At 52.2% G+C, this 16,859-nt stretch carries 19 protein-coding genes; 11 read left to right on the forward strand and 8 right to left on the reverse strand.

Features of this window, described 5'->3' with window-relative positions:
* Positions 1 to 47: 47 nt before the first annotated feature.
* On the reverse strand, positions 48 to 341 hold the full coding sequence (locus tag CLV58_RS10870) for an iron-sulfur cluster assembly accessory protein (RefSeq protein WP_106137837.1): 294 nt from the start codon (positions 339 to 341) through the stop codon (positions 48 to 50).
* 100 nt (positions 342 to 441) lie between these two features.
* On the opposite strand from CLV58_RS10870, the gene CLV58_RS10875 reads away from it, so the two are divergent.
* Positions 442 to 966 carry a DUF7935 family protein gene (locus CLV58_RS10875; protein WP_106137838.1) on the forward strand — a complete coding sequence of 175 codons (525 nt, stop codon included), beginning with the start codon at positions 442 to 444 and terminating at the stop codon, positions 964 to 966.
* A 93-nt stretch (positions 967 to 1,059) separates the two neighbouring features.
* On the opposite strand, the gene CLV58_RS10880 is transcribed toward CLV58_RS10875, so the two are convergent.
* The 3 genes from CLV58_RS10880 to CLV58_RS10890 form a co-directional block, all read right to left on the reverse strand.
* Entirely contained in the window at positions 1,060 to 1,908 is an 849-nt protein-coding gene (locus tag CLV58_RS10880; protein WP_106137839.1) for a hydroxymethylglutaryl-CoA lyase, read from the reverse strand.
* Positions 1,905 to 2,261, reverse strand: a complete 357-nt coding sequence (locus CLV58_RS10885) for a transmembrane 220 family protein (protein ID WP_106137840.1) — start codon at positions 2,259 to 2,261, stop codon at positions 1,905 to 1,907. The genes CLV58_RS10880 and CLV58_RS10885 overlap by 4 nt, the downstream gene beginning before the upstream one ends.
* Positions 2,262 to 2,374: 113 nt before the next feature.
* Positions 2,375 to 3,094 (reverse strand): tetratricopeptide repeat protein, encoded by a 720-nt coding sequence (locus tag CLV58_RS10890; RefSeq protein WP_106137841.1) that lies wholly within the window; start codon positions 3,092 to 3,094, stop codon positions 2,375 to 2,377.
* Positions 3,095 to 3,424: 330 nt separating this feature from the next.
* On the opposite strand from CLV58_RS10890, the gene CLV58_RS10895 reads away from it, so the two are divergent.
* The 3 genes from CLV58_RS10895 to CLV58_RS10905 all read left to right on the forward strand — a co-directional run bounded on the left by CLV58_RS10895 (position 3,425) and on the right by CLV58_RS10905 (position 6,153).
* Positions 3,425 to 4,582, forward strand: a complete 1,158-nt coding sequence (locus CLV58_RS10895) for a galactokinase (protein WP_106137842.1) — start codon at positions 3,425 to 3,427, stop codon at positions 4,580 to 4,582.
* 103 nt (positions 4,583 to 4,685) lie between these two features.
* The gene (gene fsa, locus CLV58_RS10900) at positions 4,686 to 5,354 is read left to right on the forward strand and encodes a fructose-6-phosphate aldolase (RefSeq protein ID WP_106137843.1); all 669 of its coding nucleotides are present in this window, start codon (positions 4,686 to 4,688) and stop codon (positions 5,352 to 5,354) included.
* Positions 5,355 to 5,472: 118 nt separating this feature from the next.
* Positions 5,473 to 6,153, forward strand: a complete 681-nt coding sequence (locus CLV58_RS10905; protein ID WP_106137844.1) for a cell division ATP-binding protein FtsE — start codon at positions 5,473 to 5,475, stop codon at positions 6,151 to 6,153.
* 4 nt (positions 6,154 to 6,157) lie between these two features.
* On the opposite strand, the gene CLV58_RS10910 is transcribed toward CLV58_RS10905, so the two are convergent.
* Together CLV58_RS10910 and CLV58_RS10915 are read right to left on the reverse strand one after the other, a co-directional pair.
* Entirely contained in the window at positions 6,158 to 6,526 is a 369-nt protein-coding gene (locus CLV58_RS10910; RefSeq protein ID WP_106137845.1) for a type II toxin-antitoxin system VapC family toxin, read from the reverse strand.
* Positions 6,526 to 6,768 (reverse strand): hypothetical protein, encoded by a 243-nt coding sequence (locus CLV58_RS10915; RefSeq protein WP_106137846.1) that lies wholly within the window; start codon positions 6,766 to 6,768, stop codon positions 6,526 to 6,528. The genes CLV58_RS10910 and CLV58_RS10915 overlap by 1 nt, the downstream gene beginning before the upstream one ends.
* 198 nt (positions 6,769 to 6,966) lie before the next feature.
* Between CLV58_RS10915 and CLV58_RS10920 the strand changes: the two genes are divergently transcribed.
* The 5 genes from CLV58_RS10920 to CLV58_RS10940 all read left to right on the forward strand — a co-directional run bounded on the left by CLV58_RS10920 (position 6,967) and on the right by CLV58_RS10940 (position 10,500).
* Positions 6,967 to 7,845 (forward strand): SDR family oxidoreductase, encoded by an 879-nt coding sequence (locus tag CLV58_RS10920; protein WP_106137847.1) that lies wholly within the window; start codon positions 6,967 to 6,969, stop codon positions 7,843 to 7,845.
* An 83-nt stretch (positions 7,846 to 7,928) separates the two neighbouring features.
* The gene (locus tag CLV58_RS10925; protein WP_106137848.1) at positions 7,929 to 8,855 is read left to right on the forward strand and encodes a M20/M25/M40 family metallo-hydrolase; all 927 of its coding nucleotides are present in this window, start codon (positions 7,929 to 7,931) and stop codon (positions 8,853 to 8,855) included.
* A gap of 53 nt (positions 8,856 to 8,908) precedes the next feature.
* Entirely contained in the window at positions 8,909 to 9,130 is a 222-nt protein-coding gene (locus tag CLV58_RS10930) for a DUF433 domain-containing protein (protein WP_106137849.1), read from the forward strand.
* Positions 9,127 to 9,501: a DUF5615 family PIN-like protein gene (locus CLV58_RS10935; RefSeq protein ID WP_106137850.1), complete on the forward strand. Its 375-nt coding sequence runs from the start codon at positions 9,127 to 9,129 to the stop codon at positions 9,499 to 9,501. Before CLV58_RS10930 ends, CLV58_RS10935 begins: the two co-directional genes overlap by 4 nt.
* Before the next feature lie 75 nt (positions 9,502 to 9,576).
* Positions 9,577 to 10,500 carry an aspartate carbamoyltransferase catalytic subunit gene (locus CLV58_RS10940; protein ID WP_106137851.1) on the forward strand — a complete coding sequence of 308 codons (924 nt, stop codon included), beginning with the start codon at positions 9,577 to 9,579 and terminating at the stop codon, positions 10,498 to 10,500.
* A gap of 169 nt (positions 10,501 to 10,669) precedes the next feature.
* Here CLV58_RS10940 and CLV58_RS10945 read toward each other — a convergent pair whose 3' ends face one another.
* A complete protein-coding gene (locus tag CLV58_RS10945; RefSeq protein ID WP_211300845.1) occupies positions 10,670 to 11,227 on the reverse strand; it encodes a DoxX family membrane protein in 558 nt (185 codons plus the stop codon).
* Positions 11,228 to 11,393: 166 nt separating this feature from the next.
* Positions 11,394 to 11,981, reverse strand: a complete 588-nt coding sequence (locus CLV58_RS10950; RefSeq protein ID WP_106137852.1) for a peptidylprolyl isomerase — start codon at positions 11,979 to 11,981, stop codon at positions 11,394 to 11,396.
* Positions 11,982 to 12,260: 279 nt separating this feature from the next.
* Between CLV58_RS10950 and CLV58_RS10955 the strand changes: the two genes are divergently transcribed.
* Positions 12,261 to 14,621: a TonB-dependent siderophore receptor gene (locus CLV58_RS10955; protein ID WP_106137853.1), complete on the forward strand. Its 2,361-nt coding sequence runs from the start codon at positions 12,261 to 12,263 to the stop codon at positions 14,619 to 14,621.
* Between the two features lie 524 nt (positions 14,622 to 15,145).
* Positions 15,146 to 16,828 (forward strand): hypothetical protein, encoded by a 1,683-nt coding sequence (locus CLV58_RS10960; RefSeq protein WP_106137854.1) that lies wholly within the window; start codon positions 15,146 to 15,148, stop codon positions 16,826 to 16,828.
* The last annotated feature ends 31 nt before the right edge of the window (positions 16,829 to 16,859 follow it).

Consider the following 16,859-nt stretch of genomic DNA (forward strand, 5'->3'; position numbering starts at 1 on the left):
TGCCAGATTTGGCAGAAAATGGGTACGTATCTACTGAAACCAGGGATCTACTGGCTTGCAGATGCACCTTTCTCAACGGTGAACCCACCCGGCTCATACCCAATTTCGGCACCCAGTACGTACAGTAAATGTTTGCGGTCAATAATGATACGTACGCCTTCAACGTTATACACCTCGTCGGTTGGACCGGGCAGATCGAAGCCTAACAGCCAGGACGCACCACAGCCACCGCCACGAACACCAACGCGTAGTCCGTACTCCGCCGGAATTTTGTTGGTCTGTAGTGTATCCTGAATTTGCTGGCGGGCCGTTTCCTGAACGGTTACGGGCTTATCAAGCATACTAGTCATGTAATCGGCACAAAGGCCACCTGTAACGAGATGGCGTCAATACATACTGGACAAATTTACTATTTTTCGCGTACTCCTTTATTGTCTTTTCATGGAACTCCTGAGTGATTTTCTTAAGCTGATTATACCTGCCGGACTGGTACTGTATGGCATGTACGTAACTGTACGCCTGTTGCTCGAGCGCGAAGCCGACCGGTATCGGCATGACACCAAAACCCGTTACACCGACGCTGTCGTGCCGGTGCGGTTACAAGCATACGAACGAATGGTGTTGTTTCTTGAACGAATCAGTCCCAATAATCTGCTGCTGCGGTTAGGTAATAATTCCGTGTCGGCTCTCGAACTACAGCAACGACTTCTACAGGAAATCCGGGACGAATACAACCATAACCTGTCGCAGCAGGTGTACATGAGTCAGGATGTATGGGATCAGATTCAAACGGCGATGAACGAGGTGAACACGCTCGTCAATCAGGCAGCGGGCGATGTTCGGCCCGACGCACCGGCGCTTGAACTATCGAAGCGCATTTTCGAACGCATCATCCAGAAAGACCGGATGCCGACAACCGCTGCCCTGAAGGCTGTCAAGGAGGAAATTCAGGCCATGTTTATGTGATAGAGGAGGAAAGAGGATAGACGAAAGAGAAAAGAGACGTTAACTCAGCCATCTTTTGTCTTTCTTCTTTTCTCTTTCGTCTATCCTCCTTTTTCACACCAAAAATACCGCAGTCGAGAGCCGCATAGCTTCCTGTAAGGCATGTTGATTGATACGTAGGGCTATACCTTCCGCAATAAGCGTCTGAATGATTTCTTCCGTAGGCAGGTTTCCGGTCAGCTGATCGGTGGCCATCGGACAACCACCGAAGCCGTGTAGCGCCCCATCTATTCGCCGGACACCCGCTCCGACAGCCGCCCGAATTTTAGCGGGTGCCTGACCCGGTGACGCGTGCAAATGGGCACCAAATTCAAGCTCCGGAAAAGCGGGAATCAGGTGACTAAACAAAGCTTGTATAGCCTCGGGCGTAGCACTACCGACCGTATCCGACGGGGCGACTATGCGCACGCCCAGATCAACCAGTTGCGCCGTCATGTCACCTACCAGTGCGGGGCTGTAGGGATCGCCATACGGGTTGCCGAAACCCATCGACAGATAAACAACCAGCTCGCGTCCTGCCCCTTCACATTGGTTTTGGATGGCTCGTACCTCCTCGACCGCTTGTGCGATCGACTTATTTGTATTGCGCTGCTGAAACGTTTCCGATACCGATAGAGGGAATCCCACATACTGTATGACGGGGTGACGCAGTGCGTCTTCAGCTCCACGCAGATTGGCCACGATAGCCAGCAGTTTTGTAGTGGTGCCCGACAAATCAAGTCCCGCCAATACGTCAGCCGTATCCCGCAGTTGTGGAATAGCGCGGGGCGATACGAAACTTCCAAAGTCGAGCGTATCGAATCCGACCTGCAACAGCGCGTTCAGGTACTCGATTTTCAGCGCTGTTGGCACGAAATGAGCCAGTCCCTGCATGGCGTCGCGGGGGCATTCGATCAGTTTCATCGGCGTATCGGTGGTGTCGATCGGGTCAGTACCGCCAGCCCCACCATGACCAGTGAGCAGAGCGCCATACCACCGGCTTCGCGGGCCAGTTCGATGTTCAGACTGCGCATTCCTATTTCACTGAACAGGAACCCCTCGAATTTTGGTGGCCATTGATAAACCGTGGCAACGGCATACATCACAGCCATACCCGCCAGAAACCACCAGCGGGCTGCGCCTGCCCAGGTCATGAAGCAAGCCACTGCCGCCAGCCCATAAATCGGAATCCACACTTCCGGATCGGGGTCATTGTATTGCAGGGCGGCAAACAAGACAAACAGCAGCCCGAAAACAAGGGCAATCGGTTTACGCATAACGGGTTTACAGTTTATAGTATACGGTTTACAGTATTCGGTGTTCATAATCAGCAACACCAACAGCCTTCGGTCAAGACAACCGAAAACTGTATACTGTAAACCGTGAACGCTCACTTACAATACTGCGCGACGGCATTAGCGGCATCGGCATACCCCAGTTGCTGCGCCTGTTTCAGGCTCAAACAGCCCGGCTCGCGCTGATCCTGAACAATCTGCGCGATACCCAGTCCGTAGAATGCCTTACCAAACTTTGGGTCAGCAACGACGGCCTGTTGAAAATCGGCGACAGCGCCGGCCAGGTTCTTTTGCTGAAAGTACAGATTCCCCCGATTATAATACGCCATCGCGTTTTTCGAATCGAGTTTGATGGCCTGCGAAAAATCGGTGATAGCGGGCTGCACCTGTCCCTGTGTCGCAAACAGCTGCCCCCGGTTCAGATAAATTTCGGCGGCCATACGCTGACTCGTATCGGGGGCCAGCCGAATGGCGTCGGAATAGTCTTTCAGGGCTCCCGTAAGATTATTCTGCGCTACTTTCATCAACCCACGGTTGTAATAAGGCCGGTACGAGTCCGGATTCAGCTTGATCGCCTGATCGTAATCGAGTGCGGCATTGGCGTATTCTTTCAGTTCGAAATACGCAACGCCCCGTGTGTTGAAGGCTTCGGCATTGGCGTCATCGGCTTCGACAGCCTGATTCAGGACCTGTAACGCGTCCCGAAACTTACCTTCCCGCATTAATTTACGGCCCTGTTCGACAAAATCTTCCGACGACGTACAGCCGAAGGTTAGCGCCGAAACGATGCTTAGTACAGCAATTAACTTCCTCATTGTTAATAAAGAGCGAGAGAGCGAAAGACTGAAAGAGTGAGATCCAGAGCTGGCGCTCTTTCGCTCTTTCAATCTTTCGCTCTTTAAATTTCCACAAAGGTAGCCGCGAAATTTGGTCGTTCGCGCAACAATCGCTTAACTTTGCATCGGCAAATCGGTGCTACCAGCTCCTGCTGAATCCCCCAGGTCTTGACCGAAGCAAGGGTAGGTGGTCGTAGCGGTGAGACATTGATTTGCCACTTTTTTTTGCCCTTTCGGGCGGTATCGCAGTCTCCGACCCTTCTTTTGTTACGTAAGTAGTCGTACGACTGCCCGTAACCATTGCACTGTATGGACCTGCTTACTCAACTGACGGCCATTTACCACCAATCGTTCCCCGCCGATCAGTCTCCCCTGCTTATTTGTTCGCCCGGTCGGGTCAACCTCATCGGCGAACATACCGATTACAACGAAGGCTTCGTTTTGCCGGCGGCTATCGACAAAGCCATTTATCTGGCAATTTCGCCCCGCACCGACAATCGTATTCATGCCGTCGCGCACGACCTCGGCAAAAGCCGTGACGTTTCCCTGTCGGAGCTAACCCCTACCCATTCCTGGCTGGACTACCTGCTGGGTGTCGTCGCTCAGCTACGCCTTGCCGGCCACACTGTCGGTGGGTTCAACTGCGTCTTTACGGGCACTATCCCTATCGGCTCGGGTCTGTCGTCGTCGGCAGCGCTCGAAAACGCGGTAGGCTTTGCGCTGAACGAGCTGTTTAACCTGGGCATCGATCGGATGACGTTGCTACGAATGTCGCAGCGGGCCGAAAACGAATTCGTCGGGGCGAAAGTCGGCATCATGGATATGTTTGCCAGCATGATGGGCAAGGCCAATCACGTCATCAAACTCGATTGCCGGTCACTCCAGTACGAATACGCGCCCCTCTCCACCGAGGCTATTCGTATCGTGCTGTGCGATTCGCAGGTGAAACATTCGCTGGTAACGTCGGAGTACAACACCCGCCGGGCAGAGTGTGAGGCCGGTGTCCGCTTCCTGAAAACGTTCTACCCCGACATTCACAGCCTGCGCGACGTGACAATGGACATGCTCGACAAACACCTGCGCGACGCGGACGCGCTGATTTACAAACGCTGCTCGTACGTGGTGCAGGAAAATGCGCGGGTGGTCGATGCGGTGCGGGCGCTGGAAGCCAACGACCTCAGCACCTTTGGTCAGCTGATGTACGGTTCCCATGCCGGGCTGAGCGAAAAATACGAAGTAAGCTGCCCCGAACTCGATAGTCTGGTCGACATCGCCCGGCGGCAATCGGGGGTATTCGGGGCCCGGATGATGGGCGGTGGCTTCGGCGGCTGCACCATCAATCTGATCGAAGCAGCAGCCGTTGAGACGTTTGCAGCCAACATTCGGCACGAATACAAGGAGCGCACAGGTAAAGACACGCTGATTTACGTGTGCAGCTTGCAGGACGGTACGCACCGTATGAATTGATTAAGTTTTTGGATTCTTCCGGCCTTAGCGGGAATCTTCTCTATTTTTGTCGACAGAATCAGCTGATTCTGCTTAGTCTCGGTACTGACAAACACTCCTTACCATGAAATTTTTCATTGACACAGCCAATCTGGCTGAAATCCGCGAAGCCCAGGAAATGGGTATCCTCGACGGCGTAACCACGAACCCGTCGCTGATGGCGAAAGAAGGCATTACGGGCAAAGACAACGTAATGCGTCATTACAAAGAGATCTGCGACATCGTAAAAGGTGACGTGAGTGCCGAAGTCATTTCGCTCAAATACGACGAGATGATCAAGGAAGGCGACGAACTCGCTGAGCTGGACGAGAATATCGTCGTAAAAATTCCGATGACGGCCGACGGTATCAAAGCCATCAAATATTTCTCGGAGAAAGGTATCCGCACCAACTGTACGCTGATCTTCTCGGCCGGTCAGGCGCTGGTAGCGGCTAAAGCCGGTGCGTCGTTCGTATCGCCTTTCGTTGGTCGTCTGGACGATATTTCGACCGATGGTATGGAGCTGATCGCGCAGATCGTAACCATCTTCACCAACTACGGTTTCGACACCGAAGTACTGGCAGCATCGGTACGCGGACCAATGCACGTTATCAAATGTGCGGAAATTGGTGCTGACGTGATGACGGCTCCGCTGAGCGCCATCAAAGCCCTGCTGAACCACCCCCTGACCGACAGCGGTCTGGCGAAGTTCATGGCTGACCACGAAAAGGCAAATCTTCCCGTTAAGAAGTAATTTTTTGGACAGGATTACAGGATAAGCAAGATTTTCTTTTTATCGCTCGACGTCACTCGGTGTTGATGATACCAACAAAATCCCGTTAATCCTGTAATCCTGTCTACTCATCAACACTATGTTTTCTACCGATCCCGTTCTGAGTTTCGAGCACGCCGACGTCTATCAGGGCGACCGATTGGTGCTGGGCGACGTTACGTTTCAGATCCACAAAGGCGATTTCGCCTACCTTATCGGTCGGACGGGCAGTGGCAAATCGTCGCTGTTGAAAACATTATACGCCGATCTCTTTTTGCGGAACGGCAAAGGACACATCGCTGGTTTTGCGCTTGAGTCGCTCAAGCCGCGCGACGTACCGATGTTGCGCCGGAAAATCGGCATTGTCTTTCAGGACTTTCAACTATTCACCGACCGGTCGGTTGAAGATAACCTGCGGTTCGTCCTGAAAGCAACCGGCTGGACAAATAAGAACGACATCAACAACCGCATCGCCGACGTGCTGATGCAGGTAGGGCTGGGCACCGCGCAGAAGCGTATGCCGCATCAGATGTCGGGGGGTGAACAGCAACGGGTCGTTATTGCGCGGGCTATGCTCAACGAGCCCCAGATTCTGATCGCCGACGAACCAACCGGCAATCTGGACCCCGCCGTCTCGGATCAGATCATGAAGGTGTTCCAAACTATTAACAGTGCGGGCACGGCCGTGTTTATGGCGACGCACAATTACGAGTTGCTCAACAAGTACCCCGCCCGCGTACTACGCTGTCAGGACGGGCAGGTTATCGAATTAGCTGGCTAATAAATTAGCTGGCGAGCGGATTAACCACGACTAGATCTGAGATATGCGCAAAATCAGCGGTGTTGTTGGTATACAATTCGCACTTGTTCAATAAAGCTGTAGCGGCTATCAAACAGTCACCAAGTGACATTCTCCGTTGTTGCCGAAGCTCAATGGCTTTATCGATGATAGCGTTCGTTACAGGCATTAGGTTTACTGTCCTAAACAACGCTACAAAATAGTCCCTGTCATCTTCGGGCAGTTTATGATAGCCCAATGCTTCTACCTTCGTGATAGTTGAAACAGCTACGTCAGGTTCTGCAATCAGCAATCGTATCTGTTCATATTTATCTGACGCAGAATAGATAATCAGATTAGAATCGAATAGTCTCATCAGTCCTCACGAAAGGGCAATGACCGTTCTCTAGTCTCATTTACATACGCGATCATTTCGTCAACATCGAGCGTTTGGCTCCCCCCCCGCAGCACGCGCTCACGAGCAAGGGCTCTTTCTTCGTCTGACAATGCGTCAACAGACGAGCCCGCCTTTTTCAAATCGATCAGTTTCATATCGGCTAAATCTTCAAGCAACCGTAGTGCTTTTGGATTGAGAATGTCGACTGTGTACGTATCCATCTATCTGTCTGTCTGCATCTACGGCAATATACTAAAACCAGACGGATCGATCGTACTCACTGATTTTGCGCAACAAGTACCCCGCCCGCGTGCTACGCTGTCAGGACGGGCAGGTCATTGAATTGGCTGGGTAGCCTAACTAATACCCAACAACAGGCTGACATCCGGGGTTGAGTTATAAAACTAGACTCAACTGTTATGACAGCATTGCAGGACCCCCGGCATCAGTACCCAGCCCCTCCCTACCCACAAGACGATCAGAATTACCCCGGCACCGAATCCCGGATGGCCCCCAAAGCCGATCACGGGGAGACGTCTTACAAAGGAAGCGGCCGGCTGGCGGGCCGAAAAGCACTCATCACCGGTGGCGATAGCGGTATCGGTCGGGCCGTAGCCATCGCTTTCGCCAAAGAAGGGGCCGACGTGGTGATCTCCTACCTCAGTGAAGATAAAGACGCGCAGGACACGGTTCGTGTCGTTCAGGAAGCTGGTCAGAAGGGGATCGCTATTAGCGGTGATATTCAGGAGAAAGCGCACTGCCAGCAACTCATTCAACGCACTGTCGATGAGTTGGGCGGTCTGGATATTCTGGTCATCAATGCGGCCTTCCAGATGGCCCACGATTCGTTTCTGGACATTCCCGAAGACGAGTTCGAGCGTACCTACCGGACCAACGTCTTTGCGATGTACTACCTGTGTCAGGCGGCCGTACCGGTGATGCCTCCGGGCGGTTCGATCATCAATACGGCGTCCATTCAGGCCTATATGCCGGAGCCGTCGATCCTGGCGTACGCGAGCACGAAAGCCGCTATCGTCAACTTCTCGAAGGGACTGGCCAAGGAGGTCATTGAGAAAGGTATACGGGTGAATGTTGTAGCCCCCGGTCCGGTGTGGACTCCGCTGATTCCATCGACGATGCCCGAAGAAAAAGTGAAAAAGTTTGGCGAAGACTCGTACCTGGAGCGCGCAGCACAGCCCGTCGAATTATCACCAATTTACGTGTTGCTCGCGTCGCAGGAAGCCAGCTACATTACCGGTATGGTCTACGGCGCAACGGGTGGTCGACCAATTGGTTAACGTAGCTAGTCTTACTGATCGATTAAAAGGAACCGGTTTCGCAGCCGGTTCCTTTATTTTTGCTGTTTATTCCCCTACCCGCTATGCGCTTTTTTCTGCTTCTGCTCTGCTTTCCGCTTGTCTCACTGGCCCAGGAGCCAGCATCGCAACGCATTCGTAAACACGTCCAGTTTCTGGCTGCCGACGCGATGAAAGGACGCGGGACCGGTAGTCCGGAGAACGCCAAAGCAGCCCGTTACATCGAGAAGCAGTTCCGGCGGTACGGCTTGGCACCGCTGGGTACGAACGGATACCGACAAGCGTTCACTGCCAAAGTTCGGCGGGTCGTCGTACCCGATAGTCTACGTCCGGCAGAAAACGTCATTGGCTTTCTCGACAACGGTGCGCCGTACACCATTGTCATTGGCGCTCATTACGACCATTTGGGTATGGGCCGGCAGGGAAGTTCGCTTGATTCGTTGCCCCATGACAAGATTCATAACGGTGCCGACGACAATGCATCGGGGGTGGCGGGGCTACTCGAACTGGCACGGCATTACGCTAAAAATGGGGTAAAGGAGCCATACAACCTGCTGTTTATGGCTTTCGGTGCCGAAGAGCTGGGCTTGCAGGGATCGCGCTATTTCCTGAACAACCCGACGCTACCGCTCGACAAACTGAATTTCATGATCTGCATGGACATGATCGGCCGCTATAACCCCGATCGGGGCGTTGGCATCGGTGGATACGGCACGAGCGCGACATGGCCTGATGTATTTACTGGCGTAACCAGTTCCATAAAATTCTTCACGGATCGGGCGGGTAATGGTGGTTCCGACAACGCTGCCTTTTACGCCAAACAAATTCCGGTCTTGTTTTTCCACACGGGCGGTCACCCCGACTATCACAAACCCAGCGACGACCCGGACAAGATTGACGTCGACGCGGAGAAGCATATTCTCGACCTGGAAATTACCTTGCTGAACCGCGCCATGCAGCACCCCAAAATGACGTTTACACCAGTGAAGTAGGGCCAAATCTAATCGGCTGTTATCTTTGTTTACACTGTAAAACTTTCCGCGTAATGCTAGAACGCATAACGATAGATCCAGCGGTTTGTCATGGCAAACCTACTATCCGAGGCTCAAGGATACTCGTGACAACAATACTGGAATTACTGGCGAGTGGCATGACTTGGGAAGAAATTCGGGCCGACTACGACGGACTCGAATCAGAAGACATCCAGGCATGTCTGAACTACGCTGTTCGGCTGGCGCAGTTCCGTACCCTGCCATTAGCAGCATGAAATTTTTGATCGATGAGCAGTTGCCTCCCTTGCTAGTGAGCTGGCTAACCGAAAAGGGATTCGACACGATTCATGCAACGACGTTGTCGACCGGGGAGCGTATATCGGACGCCTTTATTTGTCAACGCAGCGTTGACGAGCAGCGGGTTGTCATTACGAAAGACGAGGATTTCCTCACTACGTATCTCCTTAAAAAGCAGCCCTATAAACTAATCTACATAACGGGCGGAAACATGAAGAACAGGCAATTGCTGGACATGTTCCGCGCTAATTTTGATGCCTTACTTTTTCGACTGAACATAGGTGCCAACGTGATTGAGATCAATCAGTTTGATATCAGGGTTCGTGCGTCTGATAGTGATCCGCAGTAACGGTAAATACGTTCCAGTTGCCGGTTTAGCCATACGTCTGTTATCTTTGCCCCCGCTTACTCCCCGACTGCTCGTATGGCCCAATCCCTCAGCGTCCGCCATTTGGTGGGCATCAAAGACCTGACCGAAGCTGATATTCAACTCATTCTCGAAACAGCCAGTCAGTTTAAAGAGGTCATCAACCGCCCCATCAAGAAAGTACCTTCGCTACGCGACATCACGATTGCCAACGTTTTCTTCGAAAATTCGACCCGAACCCGGCTCTCGTTTGAACTGGCCGAAAAACGATTGTCGGCCGATGTTGTGAATTTTTCTGCTTCGGGTAGTTCCGTCAAGAAAGGCGAAACGCTGCTCGACACGGTCAACAACATTCTGGCCATGAAAGTCGACATGGTCGTGATGCGGCACAGCAGCCCCGGTGCGCCCCACTACCTCACCCAGCATATCAAGGCCAACGTCGTCAATGCGGGCGATGGGACGCACGAACACCCCACACAAGCCCTGCTCGACTCGTTTTCCATTCGCGAAAAGCTGGGCGACGTAGCCGGTAAACGCATCGCAATTATTGGTGACATAACGCATTCACGGGTTGCGCTCTCCAATATTTTCTGCTTACAGAAGCAGGGAGCCGAAGTCATGGTTTGTGGTCCGAAAACGCTTATTCCCAAGCACATGAGCGCGCTGGGTATTCGGGTGGGTCACGACGTGCGCGAAGCCCTGGCCTGGTGCGACGTTGCCAACGTACTGCGCATTCAGCTGGAACGGCAACAGATCAAGTACTTCCCCTCATTGCGGGAGTACTCGCTGTACTACGGTATCTCGAAACAGATGCTCGACGAGCTGGACCGCCCGATCGTGCTAATGCACCCCGGCCCGATCAACCGTGGCGTTGAACTGACATCGGATGCAGCCGACTCAGCCCACAGCATTATTCTCGATCAGGTCGAGAATGGTGTCGCGGTGCGGATGGCGGTGTTGTATCTGCTGGCGCAGTTATAAGAAAATACGTCCTTGATCATCAATTAAAATAGATCATTCAATAGCCTTATTTTTTTACATCACATCTAAAGCGCGCAAAAAATAAATCATCGATTCGACGCAATCTCGTTTAACCGGTAAACAAAAAAGAGTGTGCTTTTCCCTCGAAAAGAAGCACACTCTTTTTTGTTTATACGGTTACTGTCGTTTTTAATTTAGGCCGCATATCCGATACACGTTTTCGCAATGACTGCCGCAATCCCTGTGGCTCGGCAACGATACGTGCACCCGTCCACGTGGACGCAATCACCATACCGGCAGCAACCAGAATAATGTCTTTGATAATGTACTGAGCTGCCAGCGTGGGCGCATGGTAAGGGCCTACAAATAATTCCGCTGGAAACAGAAACAGCGGTGACATGGCACCAATCATCTGCACGGCCATTAACCACACGCCGACACGCAGAAAGCGGCCTGTCAGAAAGCAAATACCGATAATACACTCTAAACCAGCCACAAAATCCATAGCGTAATGCCCGGATAGTACACCGAATGTAAGTACGTTTGTCGTGTGCGTAGCTAGTACTTCGATCGGGCTGATACCAGGAAAAAACTTTAGCACGCCAAACCCCAGAAAGACAATACCCATACCGATACGTAACAAGGTAATGCTGTGCGCGACCAGCCAATGATTCATTCTTGTATCAAAGCGGTCAAAACCATCCATCCATTTCTTGCCGATGTTCATAGCATTTGTCTTTTTCCATATATCTACGCAGACTGTTGCATGAACAGATTGATACTGACTAATTAATTTATCAGTGTCTCTATTTTAATAATAGTATTCGAATGGTTCATCGTTACCAAACGTATTCCTTAAGAAAAATTTTGCGCCCCTATTCATCAGACTAACACTAGTTTTTTATACCCGTATACCCCAGCTTTTTCAGTTCCGACGCTGTCAGGTTTAAGACGTTTACGTCGAGCTTGATTGGTTCCAGTGGCGTATCGGTTGAATCACGTTTTGTATTGCAGATTGCGTCGATGACGTCCATGCCTTTAAAGACCTGCCCGAAGATGGTGTAATTATCATCCAGCCGGGGCAGGCCTTTTTTGTTCTGCACGATATACAGCTGGCAACCCGCCGACAGCTTGCCGGGGTTATCGTCACGCCCGGTACCGACCGCCCCATATACGTGCCGAACAGTCGGTACAAACTCAGGTTCGAGCAGGTAAGGTGAGCCGGCAAATCCGGCGGGGGTATCGGGGCAACCACCCTGCGCCACAAAATTCGGAATCACACGATTGAACGTCAGCGTATCCCAGTAGGCGGCATTGGCCAGTTTCAGAAAGCTGGCTTTGTGCCTGGGCGTTTCGTCATACAACCAGAAAAGCACCTCACCGAGCCGCGTCTTGATCTGCCCGACCGGATACGTTTTCGGTGGTTTCGAATCTGTTGATGTTAGGAAAAGATGGGCAATGAGCAGCAGATTGTAAAGCATGGTCAGGTTGGTGCGTGTAGCACATGCGCTTGAGCTACCGATTCCGCAAGCTAGCAGGCAACCCAGAAATTGCCAACAGTGTAGTCATCCACTTACTAAATGTTAGCAATTCTACACCTGACTGATAGCGCATTATATCGCTAATAATCAACCGATTAATAGGCAATTTCCAAAGCAAGATCAGTATCTAGGAAAGTAAATTATTAAAAATTTTTATTTGTAAAGAGTCTAAATAAATAGTCTAGTAGTACTTTTGCGCTCATAACTAAGCCAAGTATTATGAGTAAGCTATATCTGTACACGCTGCTGCTTTGCTTTTGTAGCAGTGCCGTGTTCGCACAGACGGGTGGTCTTCGTGGCAAGATCACATCGGCTGATGGCAACCCTGTTGAAGCCGTGACGGTACGCCTGAAAGGAACCCGTCAGGGCGCTATGTCGACCGCCGAAGGAACATATGAGGTAAAAAATATCAAGGCGGGCGAGTATACGCTACAGGTTTCACTGATCGGTCTGGAAACGAAAGAACAGATCGTCAGTGTACAGGCCGGCCAGGTGACCGACGTACCGACGATCACGCTGAACGAGAACACCAATCAGTTGCAGGAAGTGATGGTGACCGCCGGCCGTGGCAAGTACACCGACCCAACCATATCGTCGTCGCTGCGACTGGCAGCCCCGGTTATCGAAATTCCGCAGAATATTCAGTTAGTCACCAGCAAAGTCCTGGCCGACCAACTGGTTACCAGCATGAGCGACGGCGTCATTCGCAACGTCAGCGGAGCGACCAAGCTTGAACACTGGGGTGATATGTATTCACGCATCAATGCGCGGGGCGGTCGGTTGTCGGCCTTTCGTAACGGCATGAACATCACCTCGTCCTGGGGTCCGCTAAACGAAGATATGAGCTTTGTCGATCATATCGAGTTCGTGAAAGGACCGGCTGGCTTTATGATGTCGAACGGCGACCCAACGGGTATTTACAACGTCGTGACTAAGCGCCCGACCGGTGTCACCAAAGGTGAAGCCAGCCTGCTGCTGGGCAGCTACGATTTCTACCGGGCATCGCTCGACCTGGATGGCAAACTCAGCGCCGACGGTCGACTGCTGTACCGCTTCAACGCGATGGGACAGACCAAAAACTCGTTTCGCCCTTATGAATTTAACAACCGCTACAGCATCGCGCCCGTCATCAGTTACCGCCTAAGCGATCGGACGACACTTACCGCTGAGTATATCTACCAGTACTCGAAAATGTCGAACGTAGGCAGTTTCTACGTCTTTGACACGCGTGGCTACGGAACCTTACCCCGCGATTTTACCTTCGCTGAACCCGGTCTCGATCCCACTACGGTCAACGACCATAACCTGACGGTGAACATTCAGCATCAGATTGACCCGAACTGGAAAATCACGGCGCAGGGGTCATACTTCAACTACCAGCAGGTCGGCAGTTCGATGTGGGTCAACTCGGTGGCGACCAACGGCGACGTGAGCCGGTACGTGAGCATCTGGGATGCCTCGAACATCATGAAATTCGGCCAGGTTTACCTGAACGGAACAACCCGAACAGGCGGCATTCAGCACCGGATTCTGGCCGGTCTGGACCTGGGCAGCAAAGAATACCTGGCCGACTGGAATCAATCGCATGACCTGGATTCGGCAGGTACCTTCAACATTTACCGGGCGAATCGCGGACTCCCCAAATATGGCTTCCCTACCTTCGACCGGAGCCGGTCGCTGGCCCAACGGGCGGGCATTTATGGCGTCGTATCGCAAGCCTACACGGGGGCCTATCTACAGGATGAACTAGGCTTCCTCGACAATCGCATCCGCCTGACGCTGGCCGGGCGCTACACCGACGTACGCCAGAATTCGTACAACACGATCACGACCGGCAAGCGCTTTACGCCACGCGTTGGCCTGAGCGTTTCGCTCGGTCCGCAAACGGCAGTCTACGCACTTTACGATCAGTCGTTCGTTCCGCAAGCAGGTGTCCGGCGCGATGGTGGCGAAGTGAAACCCGTTACCGGTAACAACCGGGAGATCGGTATCAAGCGTGACTGGTTCGGTGGTCGCTGGAGCACGACGCTCGCGCTGTACAGCATCCTGCAAAACAATCAGAATGCCGCCGATCCGACTAACCGGGCGGGTGAGCAGTTTGTGGTTCAGTTCGGGCAAACAAAAACGCAGGGTATTGAATTCGACCTGCGCGGGGAAATCGTTCGGGGCCTGAACCTGGTTGCCAATTATGCGCTGACCGATTCAAAAATCGCGCAGTCGGCCACGGAATCACTGGTCGGGAACAAAGTGCCCGGCTATGCCAAACACAACGCCAATGCCTGGCTGAGCTACCGTGTACAGCAGGGTGTGCTACGTGGCTTCGGCGCGTCGCTCGGCTTCACCTATCAGGGCGACCGCACTACCTGGGCCTGGACCGGCGCAACAGGACAGCAGGCCTTACCTGACTATTTTAAACTCGACGGTGGTTTGTTCTGGGAAAAGGATCGGTTCCGGATTACGGCCAACGTGTTCAACATTGCTGACACCTACCTGTATTCGGGCTCGCCTTATCTGAGTTACTACTACTGGCAGGCAGAGCCGGGCCGTAACTCGCGCGTCGGTGTAACGTACAGCTTCTAGGTATCCAGGTTCACCTGGCAACGTATTGAATCAGCCCCTGATTCCCCGGCAATCGAACGCCGTACGGGAGTCAGGGGCTGACTTATTCATGAGCAGGGCAGCACATAGCCCTACGCCACCATCATGTACCGCTGGGATAGAAATGCAGTAAGGACCTATTCTGGGCACCTCGCATACGAATAGAACTAAAGACGTTACAAAGCAATCGAGATAAGATTGCGAAGCGTGTATGAACGCACGTTGCTTCTGCCCTGCATACCTATTTTTTCAACCAACCAACCCATTCAGTATATACTCATATCGACCAATTTTATACTTGGTAACTATTCGCACTCAAAAACAGGTTACATCGACCTCAAAGTAGTTTTACAACAGCCTTTAGCAGACAGGCTATACATACTTTTACAAGACCGCCCGTAATGCATTTAGCAGTACGTTGATCGTTACCAGACGATCAGCGCATCGGCAACGACGTAACTTGTTACTTTTTTGAACCTATGAAACACGTGTACTCAATAAAGTACATGCAGCTACTAGTATGTCTGCTCCTAACGGTGCCCGTATTAAGTCAGTCTGTTGATCTGACCGAACTAAAAAAGGTAAAGTTGTCGGGAGGGCTATCGGTCAACACCCTCTACAACTCGTACAACCCAACCGGAGCCGATCCATTGAGCTACTTCGTTTCCGGCAACGTAAATGTACAGGCACTCGGTACCACCATTCCGGTTACGCTTTCCTATTCCAGCCGAAAGTTTACCTATAGCCAGCCCTTTTCGTACAATCAGATTGGCATTCACCCAACCTACAAGTGGGCGACGGCGCACATCGGCATGTCGAATATGACATTTTCGCCGTATTCGCTCAGCGGACATCAGTTTAGCGGAGTAGGATTCGACTTGGCACCCGGCCGGTGGAAAATCAGCACTATGTACGGTCGGCTTGTGAAAGCACAGGAAGCAACCGAAACCACACCGGCCGCTTTTCAGCGTACTGGCATGGGTTTCCGAGTAGGGTGGCAGGGCGATAAATTAAGAGGTGGCGTAACGACCTTCTACGCCCGCGATAATCCAAACTCGGTTACGATTCCGGTTCGTCCTGATACAGCAGCGCCTTTCGAACAGCCAACCCCACTGGCAAACCTGGTCGTGGGCATCAATTTTGGTGCGACACTGTTCAATTTTCTTCAGTTTGACGTCGAGTATACAAACAGTGTATTGGAGCGCAACCGAACGATTACGGCGAAAGGAGCGCTCACCGCACCAGCGGCTCTGTTATGGCATCCAAACGCGACGGCGGAATCATATGGTGCGGTAAAAAGTACGCTGAACGCCGTCATGAAACGTACGAACACGGTCATTGGCGTAGGCTACGAGCGTGTCGATCCAAATTACCTAACGCTGGGCGGGTATTTTTTCACCAACGATTTCACCAACGTAACGCTGAATTTTTCGCAACCTTTCTGGGGCGGCAAAATCAACAGCAGCGGCTCAATTGGGGTACAGTGGGATGATTTGAAAAATGTAAAAACTAGTTCTCAGCGCCGGCTGGTGGGTAACCTGAACGTCATTGCCACCCCTTCCCCCCGACTGAACCTGAGCGCCAGTTATTCCAGTTTTCAAGCGTACACGTTTATCAACAATTCGATCCAGAACATTACGCGACTATCACCCCTGGAGCAGATCGACACGCTGAATTTTACTCAGATTACTCAGAATGCGTCGCTCAACGCGGTCTATCAACTCCGAACGACCGAGTCGAACGTACAAAGCCTTATGGCTAACGTTACGCTGATGGGTGTAGCCAACAAGCAAGGCGATATGGTTCGTCGGGGGCAACTGTCGGAAATTTTCAACGGTACAGTCAGCTATTCGTACGGATTACCCCGGCAGGCGCTGACGCTGACAACCGGCGTCAACGTAATGGATAGCTACATCAGTCGTAACCGGTTCAACTCCGTCGGCCCGACGGTTGGCCTTAACAAGGCGTTCCTGAACAATACCCTGCTGGCCGCCCTGACCAGTTCGTATTTGTACGCTACGGCAGAAACGTCGACCAGCGAAATTACCAACGCCCGGCTAACGCTGAATTATACGGCCCTACAACGGCACAACTTCACGTTTCTGCTGGCTAGTCTATGGCAGTCGACCCAATTGACTGCCACCGGCAATTTTATCACGGCAACGCTCGGTTACACCACCCGCTTCTAACGGCTTCCACGCCAACACACCGGCTGGTCCG

This window comes from Spirosoma oryzae, assembly GCF_003002825.1.
GTDB lineage: Bacteria > Bacteroidota > Bacteroidia > Cytophagales > Spirosomataceae > Spirosoma > Spirosoma oryzae.